Here is a 17,772-nt window from a genome sequence, read left to right as displayed (position 1 = left end):
AGATGCGAAGAAGTTTTTATGAATTTTTGATGACACTGAGAAATGCGGACAGTGTTGAACCAGATGCAGAATTTGCAAATAATGCATTTCACGATCAATCTTTTCCTAAGCATGAGGAGAATTATCAAAAGATTTCAGACTATTTAGAATTGAATGCAGGTTATTTACCCAGTATGTCAATTTTTGATGAGGTGTACCAAAAGTATCAAGAAATAGATAGAAAATAGGTGAAGACAATGGCATTACAGTGGTATCCAGGACATATGAACAAAGCGAAGAATCAAGTCCAAGATCGGCTTAAATTAGTCGATATCGTACTTGAAATCGTTGACGCAAGATTACCTTTTTCATCCAGAAACCCCGTTTTGGAACAAATAATTGATCAAAAAAAACATATTATTATTCTTAATAAGTCAGATTTGGCAGATCCAAAAGTAACGGCTGACTGGAAACTCAACTTTGAACAAGAAGGTACTAAATCAATTGAGCTAGATGCCAAGCACAATAAGGGCCTAGGTAAAATCAAGAGTCTGATTCGTTCAGAGTTGTCAGATAAGATTGACCGTTATGAACGTAATGGTGTGCAAAATTATCGAATCAAAGCAATGTGCATAGGAATTCCTAATGTCGGTAAGTCGACTATTTTGAACCGTTTTGTTGGGAAGAATGTTGCTATTACAGGCAATAAACCCGGTGTAACTAAGAATCAAAACTGGCTAAAAACTAATATTGGAATCGATTTACTCGATACTCCAGGTATTTTGTGGCCTAAGATCGATGATCCCAAAGTAGGAATGAAATTAGCTTTGTCTGGTGCAATTAAAGATAAAATCTATGCACCGGATGATGTAGCCATTTATGCGCTTAATTTTATGGAAACTCATTATATGGATCAATTGCTTGAAAGCTACAAATTAGATAAGTCGGATATTTTTAATCATACAACGCCAGAAGTTTTAATGGATCTAACGAAAAAATTTGGTTATAAGGATGACTACGATCGAGCTTCCAGAAGAATTATCGACGATGTTAGAAAGTTGAAATTGGGACGTCTTACATTTGATATTCCTGGGGAGTTTTATGAAGAGTAAATATACGATTGCTGAAGCAAAAGATATTCTGAAACAAACTGATGTGAGTGAAAAGCAACTGAATGAATTTTCACAAGATGAACGTAGTGGGATTAAAAAATTATTAGAGCAATATTATAAGAGACAATTGAAACAAAAAGCATTGATTGAGAAATTTCACAAAAAAGAATTTCTTGAAAAACCATTTTGGGATCATGGGTTAGCAGTAGCGGGAGTCGATGAAGTGGGACGTGGTCCTTTGGCAGGTCCTGTCGTTACGGCTGCTGTTATTTTGCCAGCTGATAATACTTTGTATGAAGTTGATGATTCTAAAAAATTGTCGATTGCAAAACGTAATGAGCTGTATAAGTTAATTTGTGCACAAGCAATAGATATCAGTGTAGCAGTGGGTAGTCCACAATTAATTGATCAGGAAAATATTTATCATGCAACAGAATTGACAATGGGAGATTCAATTAATAAGCTCTATTTAAAGCCTGATCATATCTTAGTTGATGCCATGACGATTCCTGTTGATATACCTCAAACAAAGTTGATTAAGGGTGATTCTAAGTCGTTAAGTATCGGTGCTGCTAGTATTGTTGCCAAAGTTTCTCGTGATAAGTTAATGACGATGTATAGCAAAATCTATCCAGAGTTTGGTTTTGAAAATAATGATGGTTATGGTACAAAACAACACTTAAAAGCTTTAGATGAGTTTGGTCGCACTAAGATTCATCGTTTGAGTTTTTCCCCCGTTAGAAAAATTTCTAAATTATATTAAAATAGGAACATCACTTTCGTAATTTAAGTTAAGGGAGTGATGTTTTTATTATGAATGAATTAACTGGTTTTTTAATTAAGTGTCGTTTAACAGGAATGATTTCGAATCAAATAATGCTAAAAATTATAAAAAAATCTATAAATAGTGCTAATCTAATAACTGAATCCTTTAATTTATTAAAACAGGAGTGGGGTTTAGATAAGTTTCAACGTTTCCGTTTCCTATTTGATAAGCAAAAAACAGGTTCGTTAAAAGCTGTAAATTATTTGGATTTTGAGTATCCGGAATTGTTAAGAACGATTTATAATCCGCCCGCACTCTTGTTTTTTGAAGGGAATATTGCTTTACTTAAAACTGAATGCATCGCGATCGTTGGTGCTAGACAAGCATCAGATTATAGTTTTCGTTGCATAAGTGGTCTTGTCCCACGACTTGTAAATCGTTATACTATTGTGAGCGGTTTAGCTAAGGGAGTTGATTCTTGGGCTCATCAGACCGCATTAAAGAATCAGGGACAGACGATTGCTGTGATTGGTAGTGGTTTGGATGTGACTTATCCTAAAGAGAATTTTCACTTACAGGCGGAAATTATGAAAAAGGGTTTAGTTATTACCGAATATCCACCAATGACGAAAATCGAACCTTGGCATTTTCCTCAACGAAACCGGATAATTGCTGGTCTCAGTCAAAAAGTCGTTGTTACCGAAGCAAAAAAACGTAGTGGCTCTTTAATTACTGCTGATTTAGCTTTGGAGAATAATCGGGATGTTTTAGCCATTCCCGGTAGAATCGACGTTAACCTTTCGGCTGGTTGTAATAAGTTGATTGAGGAGGGAGCCATCCCTTTGATCAATTTCAATGACTTATAAACGATGTTTGAAAGATAAATGTATCTTTTGAATTGACAAAATAAAATTCTGTGATTAATATATTGAACAGTTTTAATTGATTCATTTTGGAAAGGAGCACTTTGCGTGCCATCAACACAAAAGAATTTGGTGATTGTTGAATCACCATCAAAAGCAAAAACAATTGAGAAGTATTTGGGACGTAATTATCACGTAGTTGCTAGTTTAGGTCACGTTCGTGATTTACCTAAGAGTCAAATGGGTGTCGATATTGAACATGACTATGAACCAAAGTATATTTCTATTCGTGGTAAAGGCCCAGTTATTAAAGATTTAAAGAAGGAAGCAAAAAAAGCTAAGCGAGTTTATCTGGCAGCCGATCCGGATCGTGAAGGTGAAGCTATTGCTTGGCATGTTTCTCACTTATTAGGATTAGAAGATGATGGTAAGAATCGTGTCGTCTTCAATGAAATTACAAAAGATAAAGTTAAACAAGCATTTAAGACTCCAAGATCAATTGATATGAATTTGGTTGATGCTCAACAGGCCAGACGTGTATTGGATCGATTAGTGGGTTATTCAATTTCCCCAATTCTTTGGGCTAAAGTTAAAAAGGGACTCAGTGCTGGACGTGTTCAGTCGATTGCTTTGAAACTTGTAATTGAAAAAGAAAATGAAATCAAGAGTTTCGTTCCGCAAGAATATTGGACGATTGAATCAACATTTAAGCATGGTAAAGATAAATTTAAAGCTAATTTCTATGGACTAGATGGAAAGAAAGCTGAATTAAAAAATAATGATCAAGTTCAAGAAGTATTAGGTCGTATCGATAAAAAGAACGATTTTGAAATTGATAAAGTTACTAAGAAGGAACGTAAAAGATTCCCAGCTGCTCCATTTACAACAAGTTCTTTACAACAAGAAGCTAATAAGCGCCTAAACTTTAAGACTAGAAAGACCATGATGATTGCTCAACAATTGTACGAAGGAATCAATTTGGGACGTAAAGAGGGTACAGTTGGTTTAATTACTTATATGCGTACTGATTCTAAACGTATTTCTAAAGTTGCTGAAGCAGAGGCTTCAAAGTTCATCCATGAAGAATATGGGGAACCATTCGCAGCTATTAAGGAACGTAAGGATAAAAATCAAGAAGGGGCTCAAGATGCCCATGAAGCTATTCGCCCTTCATCTACTATGAGAACACCTAAATCTTTAAAAGATGTCCTTAGTCGTGATCAATATCGCTTGTACGACTTAATTTGGTCAAGATTTGTTGCCAGTCAAATGACACCAGCTGTTTTTGACACTATGACAGTTGATCTTTCTCAAAATGGAGTCATGTTTAGAGCTAATGGTTCTAAAATGAAGTTTGAGGGATATCGTAAGGTCTATCAAAGTACATCTGAAAAAAGCAAAAAGGATAATATCTTGCCAGAGATTGCTGAAGGTGATAAGGCTAAATTGCAATCCAATGATCCGGCTCAACACTTTACACAACCACCTGCAAGGTTTACTGAAGCTTCATTAGTTAAAGCTCTGGAAGAAAATGGTGTAGGACGTCCTTCAACCTATGCTCCAACTATTGATACAATTCAGAGACGTTATTATGTTAAATTGAACGGTAAGAGTTTTGAACCAACTGAACTTGGTGAGATCGTTGACAACTTAATTCAAAGTTACTTCCCAGATATCGTTAATATCGACTTCACCGCTAATTTGGAAGATGAATTAGATAATATTGAAGAGGGTAAAGAAAATTGGGTTAAAGTAGTCGATCGTTACTACAAACCATTTGCTAAGGAACTTGAATCTGCTGAAGATAAGATTGAAAAAGTTCAAATTAAAGATGAACCAGCAGGTATGGATTGTGATATCTGTGGTGCTCCAATGGTAATTAAGATGGGACGCTATGGTAAGTTTTATGCCTGCTCACGTTTCCCAGATTGTCGTAACACTAAGCCAATTGTCAAAGAAATTGGTGTGATTTGTCCTAAGTGTAAAAAGGGTCAAGTTATCGAAAGAAAATCTAAGAAGAATCGTATTTTCTACGGTTGTTCAAGATATCCAGATTGTGATTTTGTTTCATGGGATAAACCAGTTGGACGTGATTGTCCAAAAGATGGTCATTACTTAGTCGAAAAGAAGGTTAAGGGTGGTCGTCAAATACTCTGTCCAAACGGTGATTATGAAGAGGACATTCAAAAATAAATGATAGAACAAGAATTAATCGATAAATTTGTTGATAATTTAATGGTTAATCATCATTACTCAAAAGAAACAAAAAAATCTTATTTAGAGGATATAGATAATTTTGTTTCTTTTTTGTCTAAAAATGGTGGTTTTACTGGATTTACAAAAATTGGACGAGTCGATGTTGAAACTTATTTAACATATTTAGATGAAGAAAACTATGCCACCGATACAGTGGCACGAAGAATTTCAGCATTGCGATCGTTCTATAATTTTTTAGTGAGAAATAAATTTATTAAACAAAATCCATTTGATTTAGTACAGATACGTCACAAAGGGCGCAAGTTACCACGGTTTTTTTATGAAAAAGAGATGGAAGAATTATTCGATGCAGTTAAAGGCGATGATCCTTTATCTCAGCGAAATTCAGCTTTATTAGAATTGCTCTATGCCACTGGCATGCGTGTGAGTGAATGTGCTAATCTAGTACTAGACCAGCTTGATTTCGCTAACAATATTGTTCTGATACATGGTAAAGGGGATAAAGATCGCTATGTTCCCTTTGGAAGTTATGCCAAAAGTGCGTTAGAGAAATATTTTAATGACGGTCGCAAGGAATTGATGCAAAAGAATCATCAGGATCACCAATATGTTTTTGTAAATAGTCGTGGCAAAGGTTTGACAAGTAGAGGAATTGAGTATATCTTGAATCAAATTATCAAGAAAACCAGTTTAACAGCTGATATTCATCCGCATATGATTCGTCATACGTTTGCTACTCACATGTTGGAACATGGTGCTGATTTGAGAACGGTTCAGGAATTATTGGGACATGCAAGTTTGTCGACGACACAGATATATACGCACGTCACAATGGAACATTTGCAAAAAGATTATAAAAAATATTTTCCAAGATAGAAGGTAAATAAATGACTACAATAGTTGCTGTAAAACACAATGGACACACCGCAATCGCTGGTGATGGTCAAGTTACATTAGGTGAAAAATATATTATGAAGGGCTCAGCCCATAAAGTGAGACGCATTTTTGATGATCAAGTTGTCATTGGATTTGCTGGTGGTGTAGCAGATGCTATTACACTCCAAGATTGGTTAGAAAAGAAATTAAAGGCTTATTCAGGTAATTTAAAACGTGCTGCGGTTGAATTGGCACAAGATTGGCGCAAAGATCCAACTCTACAAAAGCTTGAAGCTATGTTAATTGCTATGGATAAAGATAATCTTCTTTTAATTTCTGGTAGTGGTGAAGTTATTGAACCAGATGAAGATGTTGTAGCAATTGGTTCAGGTGGTAATTTTGCACAAGCGGCTGCCATCGCCATGCAACGCCACGCTAAAGATATGGACGCCCAAGAAATGGCCGTTGAAGCTATCAAGATTGCTTCTTCAATCGATATCTTTACCAATGAAAATATTATTTCAGATAAATTTTAATTAGAGTGAGGATTAATAAATGACAGAAGTATTGACACCAAAACAAATTGTTGCTCAATTGGATAACTATATTATTGGTCAAACTGATGCAAAGAAAGCTGTAGCGATTGCTTTATATAATCGTTACCGTCGTATGCAGGTACCTGAAAAGTTACAACAAGAAATCACACCTAAGAACTTAATGATGATTGGACCTACAGGTGTTGGTAAAACTGAAATTGCCCGTAGATTAGCTAAGATTGTTAATGCTCCTTTTGTTAAAGTAGAGGCTACTAAGTTTACTGAAGTTGGTTACGTTGGTCGTGATGTTGAATCAATGGTTCGTGACCTAGTTAGTGTTGCTGTTTCAATGGTTGAAAAAGAAAAGATTGATGATATCAGACCAGAAGTTCGCCGCAATGTTGATAAGAAACTGGTTAAATTATTAGCTCCTGGTGTTAAAAAAGAACAGAAACAAAATAATAATGATTTCATGAGCATGCTTAACAACATGCAAAATGGTGGAGGCCAAGCTTTAGGTAATATCTTTAATAATGCCGATACAGTTGACGACGATCCTGATGCTAATGCTGAGGTTACAGATGATATTCGTAATCAACGTTTGTCAGTTAAAGAACAATTAGATAAAGGCTTACTTGAAGATGAAGAAGTAACTATTAAGGTCGAAGAATCTAAAAAAGTTGGTCCTATGGATGATCAAATGGGACAAATGGGTCTTGATATGAGCGGTATGATGGATTCATTAATGCCTAAGAAGACTATTACTAGAACTTTACCTGTTAAAGAAGCACGTGAATTGTTGATTCAACAGGAATCTCAAAAACGTATTGATCATGATGAAATTTATCAAAAAGCTATTGAAAGAACTCAAAACAACGGAATTATCTTTATTGATGAATTTGATAAAATTGCTGCCGGAGATAAAAAGACTTCAGGTGAAGTCTCTCGTGAAGGTGTTCAACGTGACATTTTGCCTATCGTTGAAGGCTCACGAATTAATACCAAGTATGGTCCAGTTGACACTGACCACATTCTCTTTATTGCTAGTGGTGCCTTTGCTGAAAGCAAGCCAAGTGATTTAATTGCTGAATTGCAAGGACGTTTCCCAATTCGTGTTGAATTACAAGACTTGACTGAAGATGACTTCATTCAAATTTTGACAAAACCAGACAATGCTTTAACAAAACAATATGTTGCGCTTACAAGAGCTGATGGAATACATTTAACATTTACTAAAGAATCAGTTGAAGAGATTGCAAAAATTGCTTTTGAGTTAAATAATAGTAACCAAAACATTGGCGCAAGAAGACTTTCAACTGTATTAGAGAAGATCCTAGCTGATATTCTCTATGAAGGTCCTGATATGCAAATGGGAGATATTACTATTACGCGTGAATATGTTCGTGAACAAGTTGGTAAGATTGCCAGCGATCAAGATCTTTCACGTTACATTCTATAGGGGGCAATTATGACAGTCTATCAATTAAAAAATGATTTTTTAACAGTTAAGGTGGAGTCTCTAGGCGCTGAAGTAATCAGTGTCAAGAATACTAAAGGGGTAGAATTCATGTGGCAAGCTAACCCTAATGTTTGGGGAAGACATGCGCCAGTATTATTCCCAATTGTTGGTCGTTTAAAAGATAATCATTATTATATTGACGATAAAGAATATCATATGACACAACATGGGTTTGCTAGAGATCAAGAGTTTGCACTCGATTCTCAATCAGATTCTAAATTGGTCTTGAGTCTAACAACAAGTGAAGCTAGTTTAGAAAAATACCCATATCACTTTAAGTTAAGAATCGTTTATCAATTAGTTAAGGAAACACTTCAGATTTCTTACTTAGTTGATAGTTTGGAAGAATCAGAGGATATGTACTTTTCAATTGGTGCACATCCCGGATTTTCAGTGCCTTTCGAGAAGGGGTTGAATTATGAAGATTTTACTGTCAAAGTTGACCCTAAGGAAACTAGAACTTTGATTCCGATTAATGGTGAAACAGGAAATATTGATCTTAACAATGAAAAGAAAGTTGATAATCAAGACTTTCCATTGAGTCATGAAGCTTTTGTTAATGATGCAATTGTTTATCGGTTGAATGAACCAACACAAGTGACGATTTCAAGTGATAAAAGTGAACATCAAGTTATTCTAGATACAGGTAACGCTAAATTCTTTGGTATGTGGTCCTCATATCCCACAGAAGGCAATTTTATGTGTATTGAACCTTGGTGGGGGATTGCTGATAAAAACGATAGTGACAATCAATTAAAGACCAAATACGGTATTAACCGTTTAGCACCTAATGAACAGTTCGAAGCATATTTCAGCATATCGGTGAAATAAGAATAAAAGTCCTAATGCCATTAAGGTATTAGGACTTTTTATGTACAACGTTTAATAGAGTGGCGATAAAAGAATTAAAGGTACAATTTCAATCTATTTTTAAAAAGGTATCCTGAATAAGGAAAATACTTTACTCTAGGATACCTTTTTAAATTAATTTTTTATTTATGGTTGCGTCTTTGACGATATTGAGCTCTAGTAGGCATGGAATTAGATCCTTGATTAGAAGAATAATTATTAACTTGGCTCTGATGTTTTATACTACTATTACTGCTAATTTTATTGGCAATAATATGCCAAATCAAGAAGCCAAAACCAATAATAAATCCAAGTATGATCCAAACTAGTAAATCCTGATATACTTTATCAGAGTTTGCTAGACCAACGATTCCAAATAGTCCTAATATAATTGCATTAGCTATGTCCCCACCAAGACCGTTTTTCTTTCTAGTAACAATGTATACAATTCCTGTAGCGAGAAAGCCAATTGCCATTATAACACCGGCAGATCCACTGGTATTTCCCTTATTCTCAACTGTATTAACAAATCCAGCGGCCATACTTTCGAAAAAAATAAATAGAGATAAAACAATCATAAGTATGCCAATGACTAATTTAGTAACTTTCAAGATTTAACCCCCCATACGTTATCTTTATAAGAATATTGTATGACATAGTGAAAATGATATACAGTGATTTACTTAGGTCATTATTTTAATCCTGTTTGGCTTTTACCACTGACATTACCATTAGTAAAATTGATTGTGCAGTTAGCACCATCTTCGCCGTCTAATCCAGTTGTATATTTATATATTGTGTTTGTAGTACCATCAACATTTGTTTCAGAGTAATAATTAGGTTTGCCAAGTGTTTGAGTAACTTGATCAGTTGTTTGATCGTTATCAATTTTGGCATAATCGACTAGAGTAATTTTAGAATTTCGATCAACCATAAGGCCAGAGATAGTTTTTTCAATAGCGTGATCATTATAAAATTGTACGATCAGTTTGGAATTCTTAGTACCGTTAGCGATTTTAGACCATGTTTCCATATTAGTCTGTTTATCATTTACCTTGCTTACAGTACTAGTTTTAGATTTACCAAAGAATTTCGTTAAAATATCTAAAGATAGACCGTCCTTGTCACTGATATAAATGCTATTGTACTGTTTTAAAGTTATCCCTGAAGTGGTTACTGATTTTTTCTTCTTTTTGGGTTTGGTCTTTGAAGTAGTAGTTTTCTTTTGAACATTCGAAGTATTTTCCTGGGAATGAGAATATAAATAATAACCGCCAGCACCTCCACCAACAATTAAAAGAATAATTATGATCCAAAACCACCATCTTTGATAGAAAGATTTTTTAAGACCATTTGAACGACGATATTCGGATCTACTAGGATATTTTTTATCCATTGTCATGTTCCCCCTAAACGGTGCTAATCACTTTAATCATATTTTATCAGTAACTAGGGCTTTTGAGGATTAATTTAAAGAAAATGAAAGAAAAAAACGGCCAATTTAAATGGTCGTTTTTTAGAATTAGTAATTATTTTTGTTGTTCCTTTTGTTGTTTCTTATATCTCAAACCAATTGGAACTAAATTTTCTTTTCCTTTGAGTAGTCGCTTGATATTGGGAATATGACGTACATAAATAATAACAGTAATAATGGCGGCAACGGTAGTTAGAATCCAATCGTGAAGGAATAAGGTGGCAATCGTAAAGAATAATATCGTGGTCAAACTAGCAACACTGACCATGCTGGTTGTATAAACGATTGTGGCAAGAAAAGCAAAACAGATGACAAATAGTAGAGGATTATAAGCCAAAAGTATTCCTGCACTGGTTGCGACAGCTTTTCCACCACGGAATTTAAGGAAGATGGAGAAACAATGTCCGATAACGGCAAAAATACCGATGAATAAAATCCAGTGACGATCGAGATTAAAGAAGACTGGCATCAATGCACCTAAAGTTCCCTTTAAAATATCGATAACTAGGACAACTGTTCCGGCAAATTTGCCAAAAACACGATAAGCATTGGTAGTCCCTACGTTTCCACTACCGTAATCAAAAATATTTTTATGAAAGAAAACTTTTCCAACGATATAGGCAGTTGGAAATGAGCCAATTAGATAGGCTAATATTGCACAAATGAGAAGTTTCATCAAAAAATCACTCTCTTAGCTTTATTTTTTTGGTATATTGTATTTCTATGGTGCTTTTATTAGAGAATTATAAATACCAACCTAGACATTATCCACTATTTTGTTAGAAATTAAAAGATTTCTTATGTGCGAACATATATTCGTGTTAAGGTAATAGTGTTATAATATTGAAATATTGCACTACGTAGTAAATGAAAAGGAATGATATAAATGCCAAAATCATCTTATGATGATTCGTCAATTCAAATCCTTGAAGGATTAGAAGCTGTACGAAAAAGACCAGGTATGTACATTGGTTCCACTGATTCACGTGGATTACATCACTTGGTATATGAAATTGTCGATAATGCAGTCGATGAAGCTCTATCAGGATTTGGTAAAGAAATCAACGTTACTATCAATGAAGACAGTAGTATTACTGTCGTTGATCATGGACGTGGAATGCCAACAGGGATGCACGCTAGTGGTAAACCAACTATTGAAGTAATTTTGACGGTTCTGCATGCTGGTGGTAAATTCTCAGAGAATAGTTACAAGACGTCTGGTGGACTGCACGGTGTTGGTTCTTCAGTTGTTAATGCTTTGTCAGAATGGATGACCGTTCGAGTTGTTCGTGATCACAAAGTTTATGAAGAACGTTTTGAAAATGGTGGTCATCCAGTTGGAACTTTGAAAAAGACAGGTACTACCAAGGAGGATAGCGGAACGACTATAAGCTTTAAACCAGATGCTACTATCTTTCAAACAACAAAATTTAACTATGATACATTAGCTGAAAGATTACGGGAATCAGCTTTCTTGTTAAAGGGCGTTAAATTCACTATTACTGATAAACGTGGTGAAGAAGAGAAACAAGATATTTTCCATTACGAAGATGGTATTCAATCATTTGTAAAGTATTTGAACGAAGGAAAAGATGCTTTAGGTGGTATTTTCTACGTTGAAGGTACTAACTCTGACATTGAAATTGAATTTTCTGGTCAATATAATGATGGTTATTCGGAGAACATCATCTCGTTTGTTAATAATGTTCGTACTGCTGATGGTGGGACACATGAAGCCGGAATGAAGTCTGGATTGACTAAAGCCTTTAATGATTATGCTCGTAAGGTAGGATTGTTAAAGGAAAACAGTAAGAATTTGGAAGGTAGCGATGTTCGTGAAGGGCTATCAGCTATTATTTCAGTTCGAATTCCTGAAGAGATTCTTCAATTTGAGGGTCAAACAAAGGGCAAATTGGGAACTCCTCAAGCTAGATCAGCTGTTGACCAACTAGTTTATGAACAAATGAGCTTTTATCTATTGGAGAATGGTGAACAGGCTCAAATGTTAGTCAAAAAGGCTTTGAAGGCCCGAGAAGCTCGTGATGCTGCTCGTAAGGCTCGTGAGAGTACTCGTAGTGGTAAAAAGAATAAAAAAACTGATGGTTTGCTTTCTGGTAAACTAACTCCTGCTCAATCCAAGAATCCTGATAAGAATGAATTGTTTCTTGTCGAGGGTGATTCAGCCGGTGGTTCTGCAAAACAGGGACGAGATCGTAAGTTCCAAGCTATCTTGCCTTTGCGTGGTAAAGTTTTAAATACTCAAAAAGCCAAGTTAGAAGATATTTATAAAAACGAAGAAATCAATACTATGATTTATACAATTGGTGCCGGTGTTGGTGCCGATTTCAAATTAGAAGATCGTAATTATGACAAAGTTATTATCATGACTGATGCCGATGATGATGGCTCACATATTCAAATCTTGTTGTTGACTTTCTTCTATCGTTACATGCGTCCGTTAGTTGAATCAGGACATGTCTATATTGCTTTGTCACCACTTTACAAGCTTCAAAAGGGTAAAGGTGCTAAAACTAAAATTGAATATGCCTGGACTCCAGATGAACTTCAAAAAGACATCGAAAAGATGGGTAAAGGTTATGAATTGCAACGTTTCAAAGGTTTAGGTGAAATGAATGCCGATCAACTTTGGAAGACAACAATGGATCCAACAAATCGTATCCTAATCAGAGTTAACATTGATGATGCTGCTTTGGCTGAACGTCGTGTAACAACTCTGATGGGTGATAAAGTTAAGCCTAGACGTGATTGGATCGAAGATAATGTTCGTTTCAATGGAACTGAAGAAGGCGACAATATCTTGGAAAAAGTTGATGATGATACTGATCCTATCGATAGTAAACTTGTCGACGATTTATTGAATAAGGAATAGGTGATATATAGTGACTGAAAATTCTCCTAAAATTCAAGATATCTCGCTCGAAAAAATCATGGGAGATCGATTTGCGAGATATTCAAAATCAATTATTCAAGAAAGAGCGTTACCAGATATTCGTGATGGTTTGAAACCTGTTCAACGAAGAATTCTCTATTCAATGTTTTTGGATGGTAATACTTATGACAAAGGTTTTCGTAAGTCAGCCAAGGGTGTTGGTAACGTTATGGGTAATTTCCATCCCCATGGTGATTCCTCAATTTACGAGGCAATGGTTCGTTTGTCTCAAGATTGGAAATTGCGTAATCCTTTGATTGAAATGCATGGTAACAATGGTTCGATGGATGGTGATCCACCAGCTGCTATGCGTTATACTGAAGCACGTTTAAGTAAGATTTCAACTGAAATGTTACGTGATATCAACAAAGATACTGTTGATGAAGAATGGAACTTTGATGATACTGAAAAAGAGCCTAAGGTTTTACCAGCACGTTTTCCTAATTTATTAGTTAACGGTGCTACCGGAATTTCAGCTGGTTATGCTACAGAAATTCCACCCCACAATTTAGGTGAAGTTATTGATGCCACAATTAAAATGATTGATAATCCTGATATTACTTTGGACGAATTGATGAAGATCGTTAAGGGACCAGATTTTCCAACTGGTGGTATTTTACAAGGTAAGCAAGGGATTAAAGATGCCTATACAAGTGGTCGAGGACGTGTCTACATTCGTTCTAAGACTTCGATTCAAGAGATTCGTGGACACAAGTCTCAAATCGTTATTACTGAAATTCCTTACGAAGTTAATAAGGCTCAACTAGCTAAGAAGATGGATGAAATTCGTGTTCTTAAGAAAGTTGAAGGAATCGCTGAAGTACGTGATGAGAGTGATCGCCAGGGATTATCAATTGTTGTTGAATTGAAACGTGATGTTGATGCTAATGGTATCTTGAACTATTTGTTTAAGAACACTGATTTGCAAGTTTCGTATAACTTTAATATGGTTGCCATTGCTGACATGCGTCCTCAACAGGTCGGCTTGATTCAAATCCTGAAGGAATATATTAAACATCAAGAAGAAGTCGTCCTACGTCGCAGTAGATTTGACTTGAATAAGGCTAAGAAGCGCCTTCATATTGTTGAAGGGTTGATCAAGGCTTTATCGATCTTGGATAAAGTTATTAAGACTATCCGTTCAAGTAAGAATAAGTCTGATGCTAAGAACAATTTGATTAAGAGTTATAAATTTAGTGATGAACAAGCCGAAGCTATCGTTTCTTTGCAGTTATATCGTTTAACTAATACTGATGTAACGGAATTAGAAAAGGAAGATGCTGAGCTTCATAAGCAAATCGATCATTTAAACGGAATTATTGATAACCACACTACTTTAATGACATTGATCAAAAAAGAATTGACACAAGTGCGTGATACTTATGCCGATAAACGTCGTACTAAGATTGAAGCCAAAGTTGCTGAAATTGAAGTTGATACAAAGGTTATGGTTGCCAGTGAAGACGTTCGCTTATTGGTTAGTCATGATGGCTATGTTAAACGAAGTAGTCTACGTTCTTATCAAGCTTCCGACGCTGGTGATAACGGTCTGAAGAATGAAGATTATCCAATTATTGATGAAAATGTTAATACATTGGATCACGTCTTTATTTTCACTGACAAAGGTAATTTGATTTATCGTCAAATTTTTGAAATTGAAGATAGTCGTTGGAAGGATACCGGTTCACATCTTTCTCAAGAGATTGGATTGGATACAGATGAGTCAATTCTCAAGGCTTTTGTTTTCAAAAAATTGGAAGAAACTGGTAATTTCTTGATAGGAACTAGCGAAAATTATATTAAGCAAGTGGCATTCAGTGATTTGTTACCAGGAAGAACATACAAATCTAGAGCTTCCAAGTACTGTAAGTTGAAGTCCGATACTTCACGAGTAATGGATGTTTATTATGTACCAAATGATTCTAAACAATTGGTTTATGTCTTTACAGAGCATTCTTATGCTTCAGCCTTTCCAATTGAAGAAGTACCAGTTGTTAGTGGAAAAGCAATGGGTGTTAAATTTGTCAGTTTGAAAGACGATGATCAATTGGCTGGCTACTTCTTAGCAGCTAACGACAGTGATAAAATTGCGGTCTTGACACAACGTGGATCATATAAACAAATGAAATTATCTGAGATACCCGTAACTAGTCGTGCTCGTCGTGGTGTTTTGACTCTCAGAGAGTTAAAGCGTCAACCACACCGAATCTGTTTGGTAACAAATATTAATAATGATATACAACTATCGATCATAACTGATTCAAATAAAGAGATTGAAATTGATCCAGCAATGCATCAGAATGCTGACCGTTATTCTAATGGTTCCTTTATTATGGATCCTGAGACGGATGGTATTCCACTTAGATTTGTGAAAAAAATGTTAGAAAATAAGTAATATGAATGACAGATTTTTGTTTTATATAGTATTATTATCTTATTGATTACATTATTTTTTACTTCCACAAACTAGGAGGATCTTCTTATTGTTAGATGAGAAATCGAGACGTGTTTTTAGTTCTAAAGCATTAAATTATTTTGATGAGTTAACTAAGAATATGAGTTATACAAAAACTGCTCAATTGTTAGGAATCACGCAGCCAGCATTGACACAACAAATCAAAAAAATTGAAAAAGTTGTTGGTGCACCGCTGTTTTATAGTATTGGTAAGAAGATTTATTTAACCGATGCAGGTACTCTGCTTTTAAAAGCAACACATCAGATGTTTGACTTGATCAATGATGTAACTGATCAGATTCAACAAGAATCCTCGGAAAGATCCGGTACAATTAGTATTGGACTTTTGTCGACTGCCGAATCGGTTGTAATTGAGGATTTTATTGTTGAATACAATCGAGTTAATCCTAATGTCATCATTGACTTAAACTTACTAACTCGTAAGGAACTTTGGGATAATATCCAAAATAATAAAATTGATCTAGCCATTATGTACTTGCCGGATAAAAGTATTAAGAGTTGGAAAATATATCGTTCTAAGAAGATTATGAGCGACAATATTATGTTAGTTCATGATGATGAAAAGATTAATAAAAAGAAAAGTGTTAGTTACAAGGATGCTACGGCTAAGCCGTGGGCTACTTATTTGAAGAGCTATTATTTTTATGAATTGATTAGTGAGAGATATCGAGATGCATTGGTTGACTTTCCTAAAGTAATTGCTCGATTCTCGGCACCTTATCAATTATTAAAATTTGCACAGGAATCATCCGGAGTTTATACGGTTTTACCATTGAGTTTTTGTATTGCACATCAATCAATGTTTAAACTTTATCAAACACCACTTGAACCAGCTATAACAAGTGATTTATCATTTGTATATCGAGGGGATAAAGAAAAGATTCCAAGAATTGAAGATTTCCTCAATGAATGGGATAATTTCTTAGATAAGATGAGCTATGTTGATCGTCTTAAATCTTCTAGATAAATATTAAAAAGGGGCGCACAAATTCATGCCAAAAGAAAAAGAATTAGTTTTTGGACACAGAAATCCTGATACAGATGCAGTTTCAGCAGCTGTTGCTTATTCATACTTACAAAATCAATTAGGATATAATACTGAAGCAGTTGCTTTGGGTGAACCTAACTTGGAAACAAAATTTGTTTATAATCATTTCGATGCTAAGTACCCACGTATTATCTCAGCCATTAATGGCGAAGTTAAAAAGGTTATGTTAGTTGATCATAATGAAAAACAACAAAGTGTTCCTGATATCGACGATGTTCAAATCACTCATGTTGTTGATCATCATAGAATTGCTAACTTCGAAACAAAATTGCCTCTATATTATCGTGCAGAACCACTTGGCTGTGTAAGTACAATCATCTGGAAGATGTACAACGAAAATGACGTCGAAGTTCCTGCTAAGATTGCTGCTTTGATGGCTTCATCAATCATTTCCGATACTCTATTATTGAAATCACCTACAACAACTGATGAAGATAGAGCTGCTTTGAAGAGCTTAGCTAAGACAGCTGGTATCGACTATGAATCATATGGTCTTGAAATGTTGAAAGCTGGTACAAATCTTGACAGTAAATCAACACAAGAACTAATTGATATGGATGCTAAGAGCTTTGATATGAAGGGTAATAGTGTACGTATTGCTCAAGTTAATACTGTTGACATTGATGACACCCTTAAACGCGAAGCAGATTTTGTTAAGGATATTAAAGCTGAAAGTGCTGACAAAGGTTACAATTTGTTCGTATTGCTAATTACAAATATCCTAACAAGCGACACAACTGGTATTATTATCGGTGACGATAGTGCTATCAAGACATTTGAAGAAGCACTTAATACTAAGGTTTCAGACAACAAGGCTAGTTTACCTGGTGTTGTATCACGTAAGAAACAAGTTGTTCCTCCATTGGATGCTAAATTCTAATTTAATATTATGATTTTAAAAAGATAAGAAATCCTTTTCGGGTTTCTTATTTTTTTTGTGGCTAGAATTTTTTGAAATCGTTATATTATAGGAAAGCAAACTATCAGAAATTCCAACATGCGTTTTCATAATAAGTTTTATAAAGAATATTTAAGAGATTTAAAGAAGTGCTATGGCTATCGGTCTTATTTGACTTATTAAAATTAAAATATTGATAATAAAATTAA

Annotated in this window: 16 protein-coding genes; 13 read left to right on the top strand and 3 right to left on the bottom strand. The window is 34.9% G+C overall.

Features of this window, described 5'->3' with window-relative positions; translation table 11 throughout:
* The first annotated feature begins 2 nt into the window (after window positions 1-2).
* From FD33_RS01920 to FD33_RS01880, 9 genes are all read left to right on the top strand, one after another.
* A complete protein-coding gene (locus tag FD33_RS01920) occupies window positions 3-227 on the top strand; it encodes a YozE family protein (protein ID WP_025084931.1) in 225 nt (74 codons plus the stop codon).
* 9 nt (window positions 228-236) lie between these two features.
* On the top strand, window positions 237-1,091 hold the full coding sequence (gene ylqF, locus FD33_RS01915; RefSeq protein ID WP_025084930.1) for a ribosome biogenesis GTPase YlqF: 855 nt from the start codon (window positions 237-239) through the stop codon (window positions 1,089-1,091).
* Window positions 1,081-1,854, top strand: a complete 774-nt coding sequence (locus FD33_RS01910; RefSeq protein ID WP_025084929.1) for a ribonuclease HII — start codon at window positions 1,081-1,083, stop codon at window positions 1,852-1,854. Before ylqF ends, FD33_RS01910 begins: the two co-directional genes overlap by 11 nt.
* Window positions 1,855-1,904: 50 nt before the next feature.
* Window positions 1,905-2,723, top strand: a complete 819-nt coding sequence (gene dprA / locus FD33_RS01905) for a DNA-processing protein DprA (RefSeq protein ID WP_025084928.1) — start codon at window positions 1,905-1,907, stop codon at window positions 2,721-2,723.
* Window positions 2,724-2,828: 105 nt separating this feature from the next.
* Window positions 2,829-4,913: a type I DNA topoisomerase gene (gene topA / locus FD33_RS01900; RefSeq protein WP_025084927.1), complete on the top strand. Its 2,085-nt coding sequence runs from the start codon at window positions 2,829-2,831 to the stop codon at window positions 4,911-4,913.
* Entirely contained in the window at window positions 4,914-5,813 is a 900-nt protein-coding gene (xerC, locus tag FD33_RS01895; RefSeq protein WP_025084926.1) for a tyrosine recombinase XerC, read from the top strand.
* An 11-nt stretch (window positions 5,814-5,824) separates the two neighbouring features.
* Window positions 5,825-6,349 (top strand): HslVU peptidase proteolytic subunit, encoded by a 525-nt coding sequence (gene hslV, locus FD33_RS01890; RefSeq protein WP_056955704.1) that lies wholly within the window; start codon window positions 5,825-5,827, stop codon window positions 6,347-6,349.
* A gap of 19 nt (window positions 6,350-6,368) precedes the next feature.
* A complete protein-coding gene (gene hslU, locus FD33_RS01885) occupies window positions 6,369-7,808 on the top strand; it encodes an ATP-dependent protease ATPase subunit HslU (RefSeq protein WP_025084925.1) in 1,440 nt (479 codons plus the stop codon).
* Between the two features lie 9 nt (window positions 7,809-7,817).
* Window positions 7,818-8,699 carry an aldose 1-epimerase family protein gene (locus FD33_RS01880; RefSeq protein WP_025084924.1) on the top strand — a complete coding sequence of 294 codons (882 nt, stop codon included), beginning with the start codon at window positions 7,818-7,820 and terminating at the stop codon, window positions 8,697-8,699.
* A 161-nt stretch (window positions 8,700-8,860) separates the two neighbouring features.
* Here the strand turns inward: FD33_RS01880 and FD33_RS01875 are convergent, their stop codons facing one another.
* The 3 genes from FD33_RS01875 to plsY form a co-directional block, all read right to left on the bottom strand.
* The gene (locus FD33_RS01875; protein WP_025084923.1) at window positions 8,861-9,328 is read right to left on the bottom strand and encodes a hypothetical protein; all 468 of its coding nucleotides are present in this window, start codon (window positions 9,326-9,328) and stop codon (window positions 8,861-8,863) included.
* Window positions 9,329-9,408: 80 nt separating this feature from the next.
* Complete coding sequence (locus FD33_RS01870; protein WP_025084922.1) at window positions 9,409-10,113, bottom strand: DUF3862 domain-containing protein; 705 nt, start codon at window positions 10,111-10,113, stop codon at window positions 9,409-9,411.
* Between the two features lie 133 nt (window positions 10,114-10,246).
* The gene (gene plsY, locus FD33_RS01865; RefSeq protein WP_025084921.1) at window positions 10,247-10,867 is read right to left on the bottom strand and encodes a glycerol-3-phosphate 1-O-acyltransferase PlsY; all 621 of its coding nucleotides are present in this window, start codon (window positions 10,865-10,867) and stop codon (window positions 10,247-10,249) included.
* A 210-nt stretch (window positions 10,868-11,077) separates the two neighbouring features.
* On the opposite strand from plsY, the gene parE reads away from it, so the two are divergent.
* The 4 genes from parE (at window position 11,078) to FD33_RS01845 (ending at window position 17,545) form a co-directional block, all read left to right on the top strand.
* Window positions 11,078-13,081, top strand: coding sequence for a DNA topoisomerase IV subunit B (gene parE / locus FD33_RS01860; protein WP_025084920.1), 2,004 nt, complete (start codon window positions 11,078-11,080; stop codon window positions 13,079-13,081).
* A 10-nt stretch (window positions 13,082-13,091) separates the two neighbouring features.
* The gene (gene parC / locus FD33_RS01855; protein ID WP_025084919.1) at window positions 13,092-15,536 is read left to right on the top strand and encodes a DNA topoisomerase IV subunit A; all 2,445 of its coding nucleotides are present in this window, start codon (window positions 13,092-13,094) and stop codon (window positions 15,534-15,536) included.
* Window positions 15,537-15,624: 88 nt separating this feature from the next.
* Entirely contained in the window at window positions 15,625-16,584 is a 960-nt protein-coding gene (locus FD33_RS01850) for a LysR family transcriptional regulator (RefSeq protein ID WP_025084918.1), read from the top strand.
* A gap of 25 nt (window positions 16,585-16,609) precedes the next feature.
* Window positions 16,610-17,545 carry a manganese-dependent inorganic pyrophosphatase gene (locus tag FD33_RS01845; protein ID WP_025084917.1) on the top strand — a complete coding sequence of 312 codons (936 nt, stop codon included), beginning with the start codon at window positions 16,610-16,612 and terminating at the stop codon, window positions 17,543-17,545.
* The last annotated feature ends 227 nt before the right edge of the window (window positions 17,546-17,772 follow it).

Origin of the sequence: Companilactobacillus paralimentarius DSM 13238 = JCM 10415, from assembly GCF_001434985.1 — a bacterium.
GTDB lineage: Bacteria > Bacillota > Bacilli > Lactobacillales > Lactobacillaceae > Companilactobacillus > Companilactobacillus paralimentarius.
The sequence above is the reverse complement of the archived record's forward strand: the minus strand, read 5'-3'. Positions and strand labels throughout refer to the sequence as shown.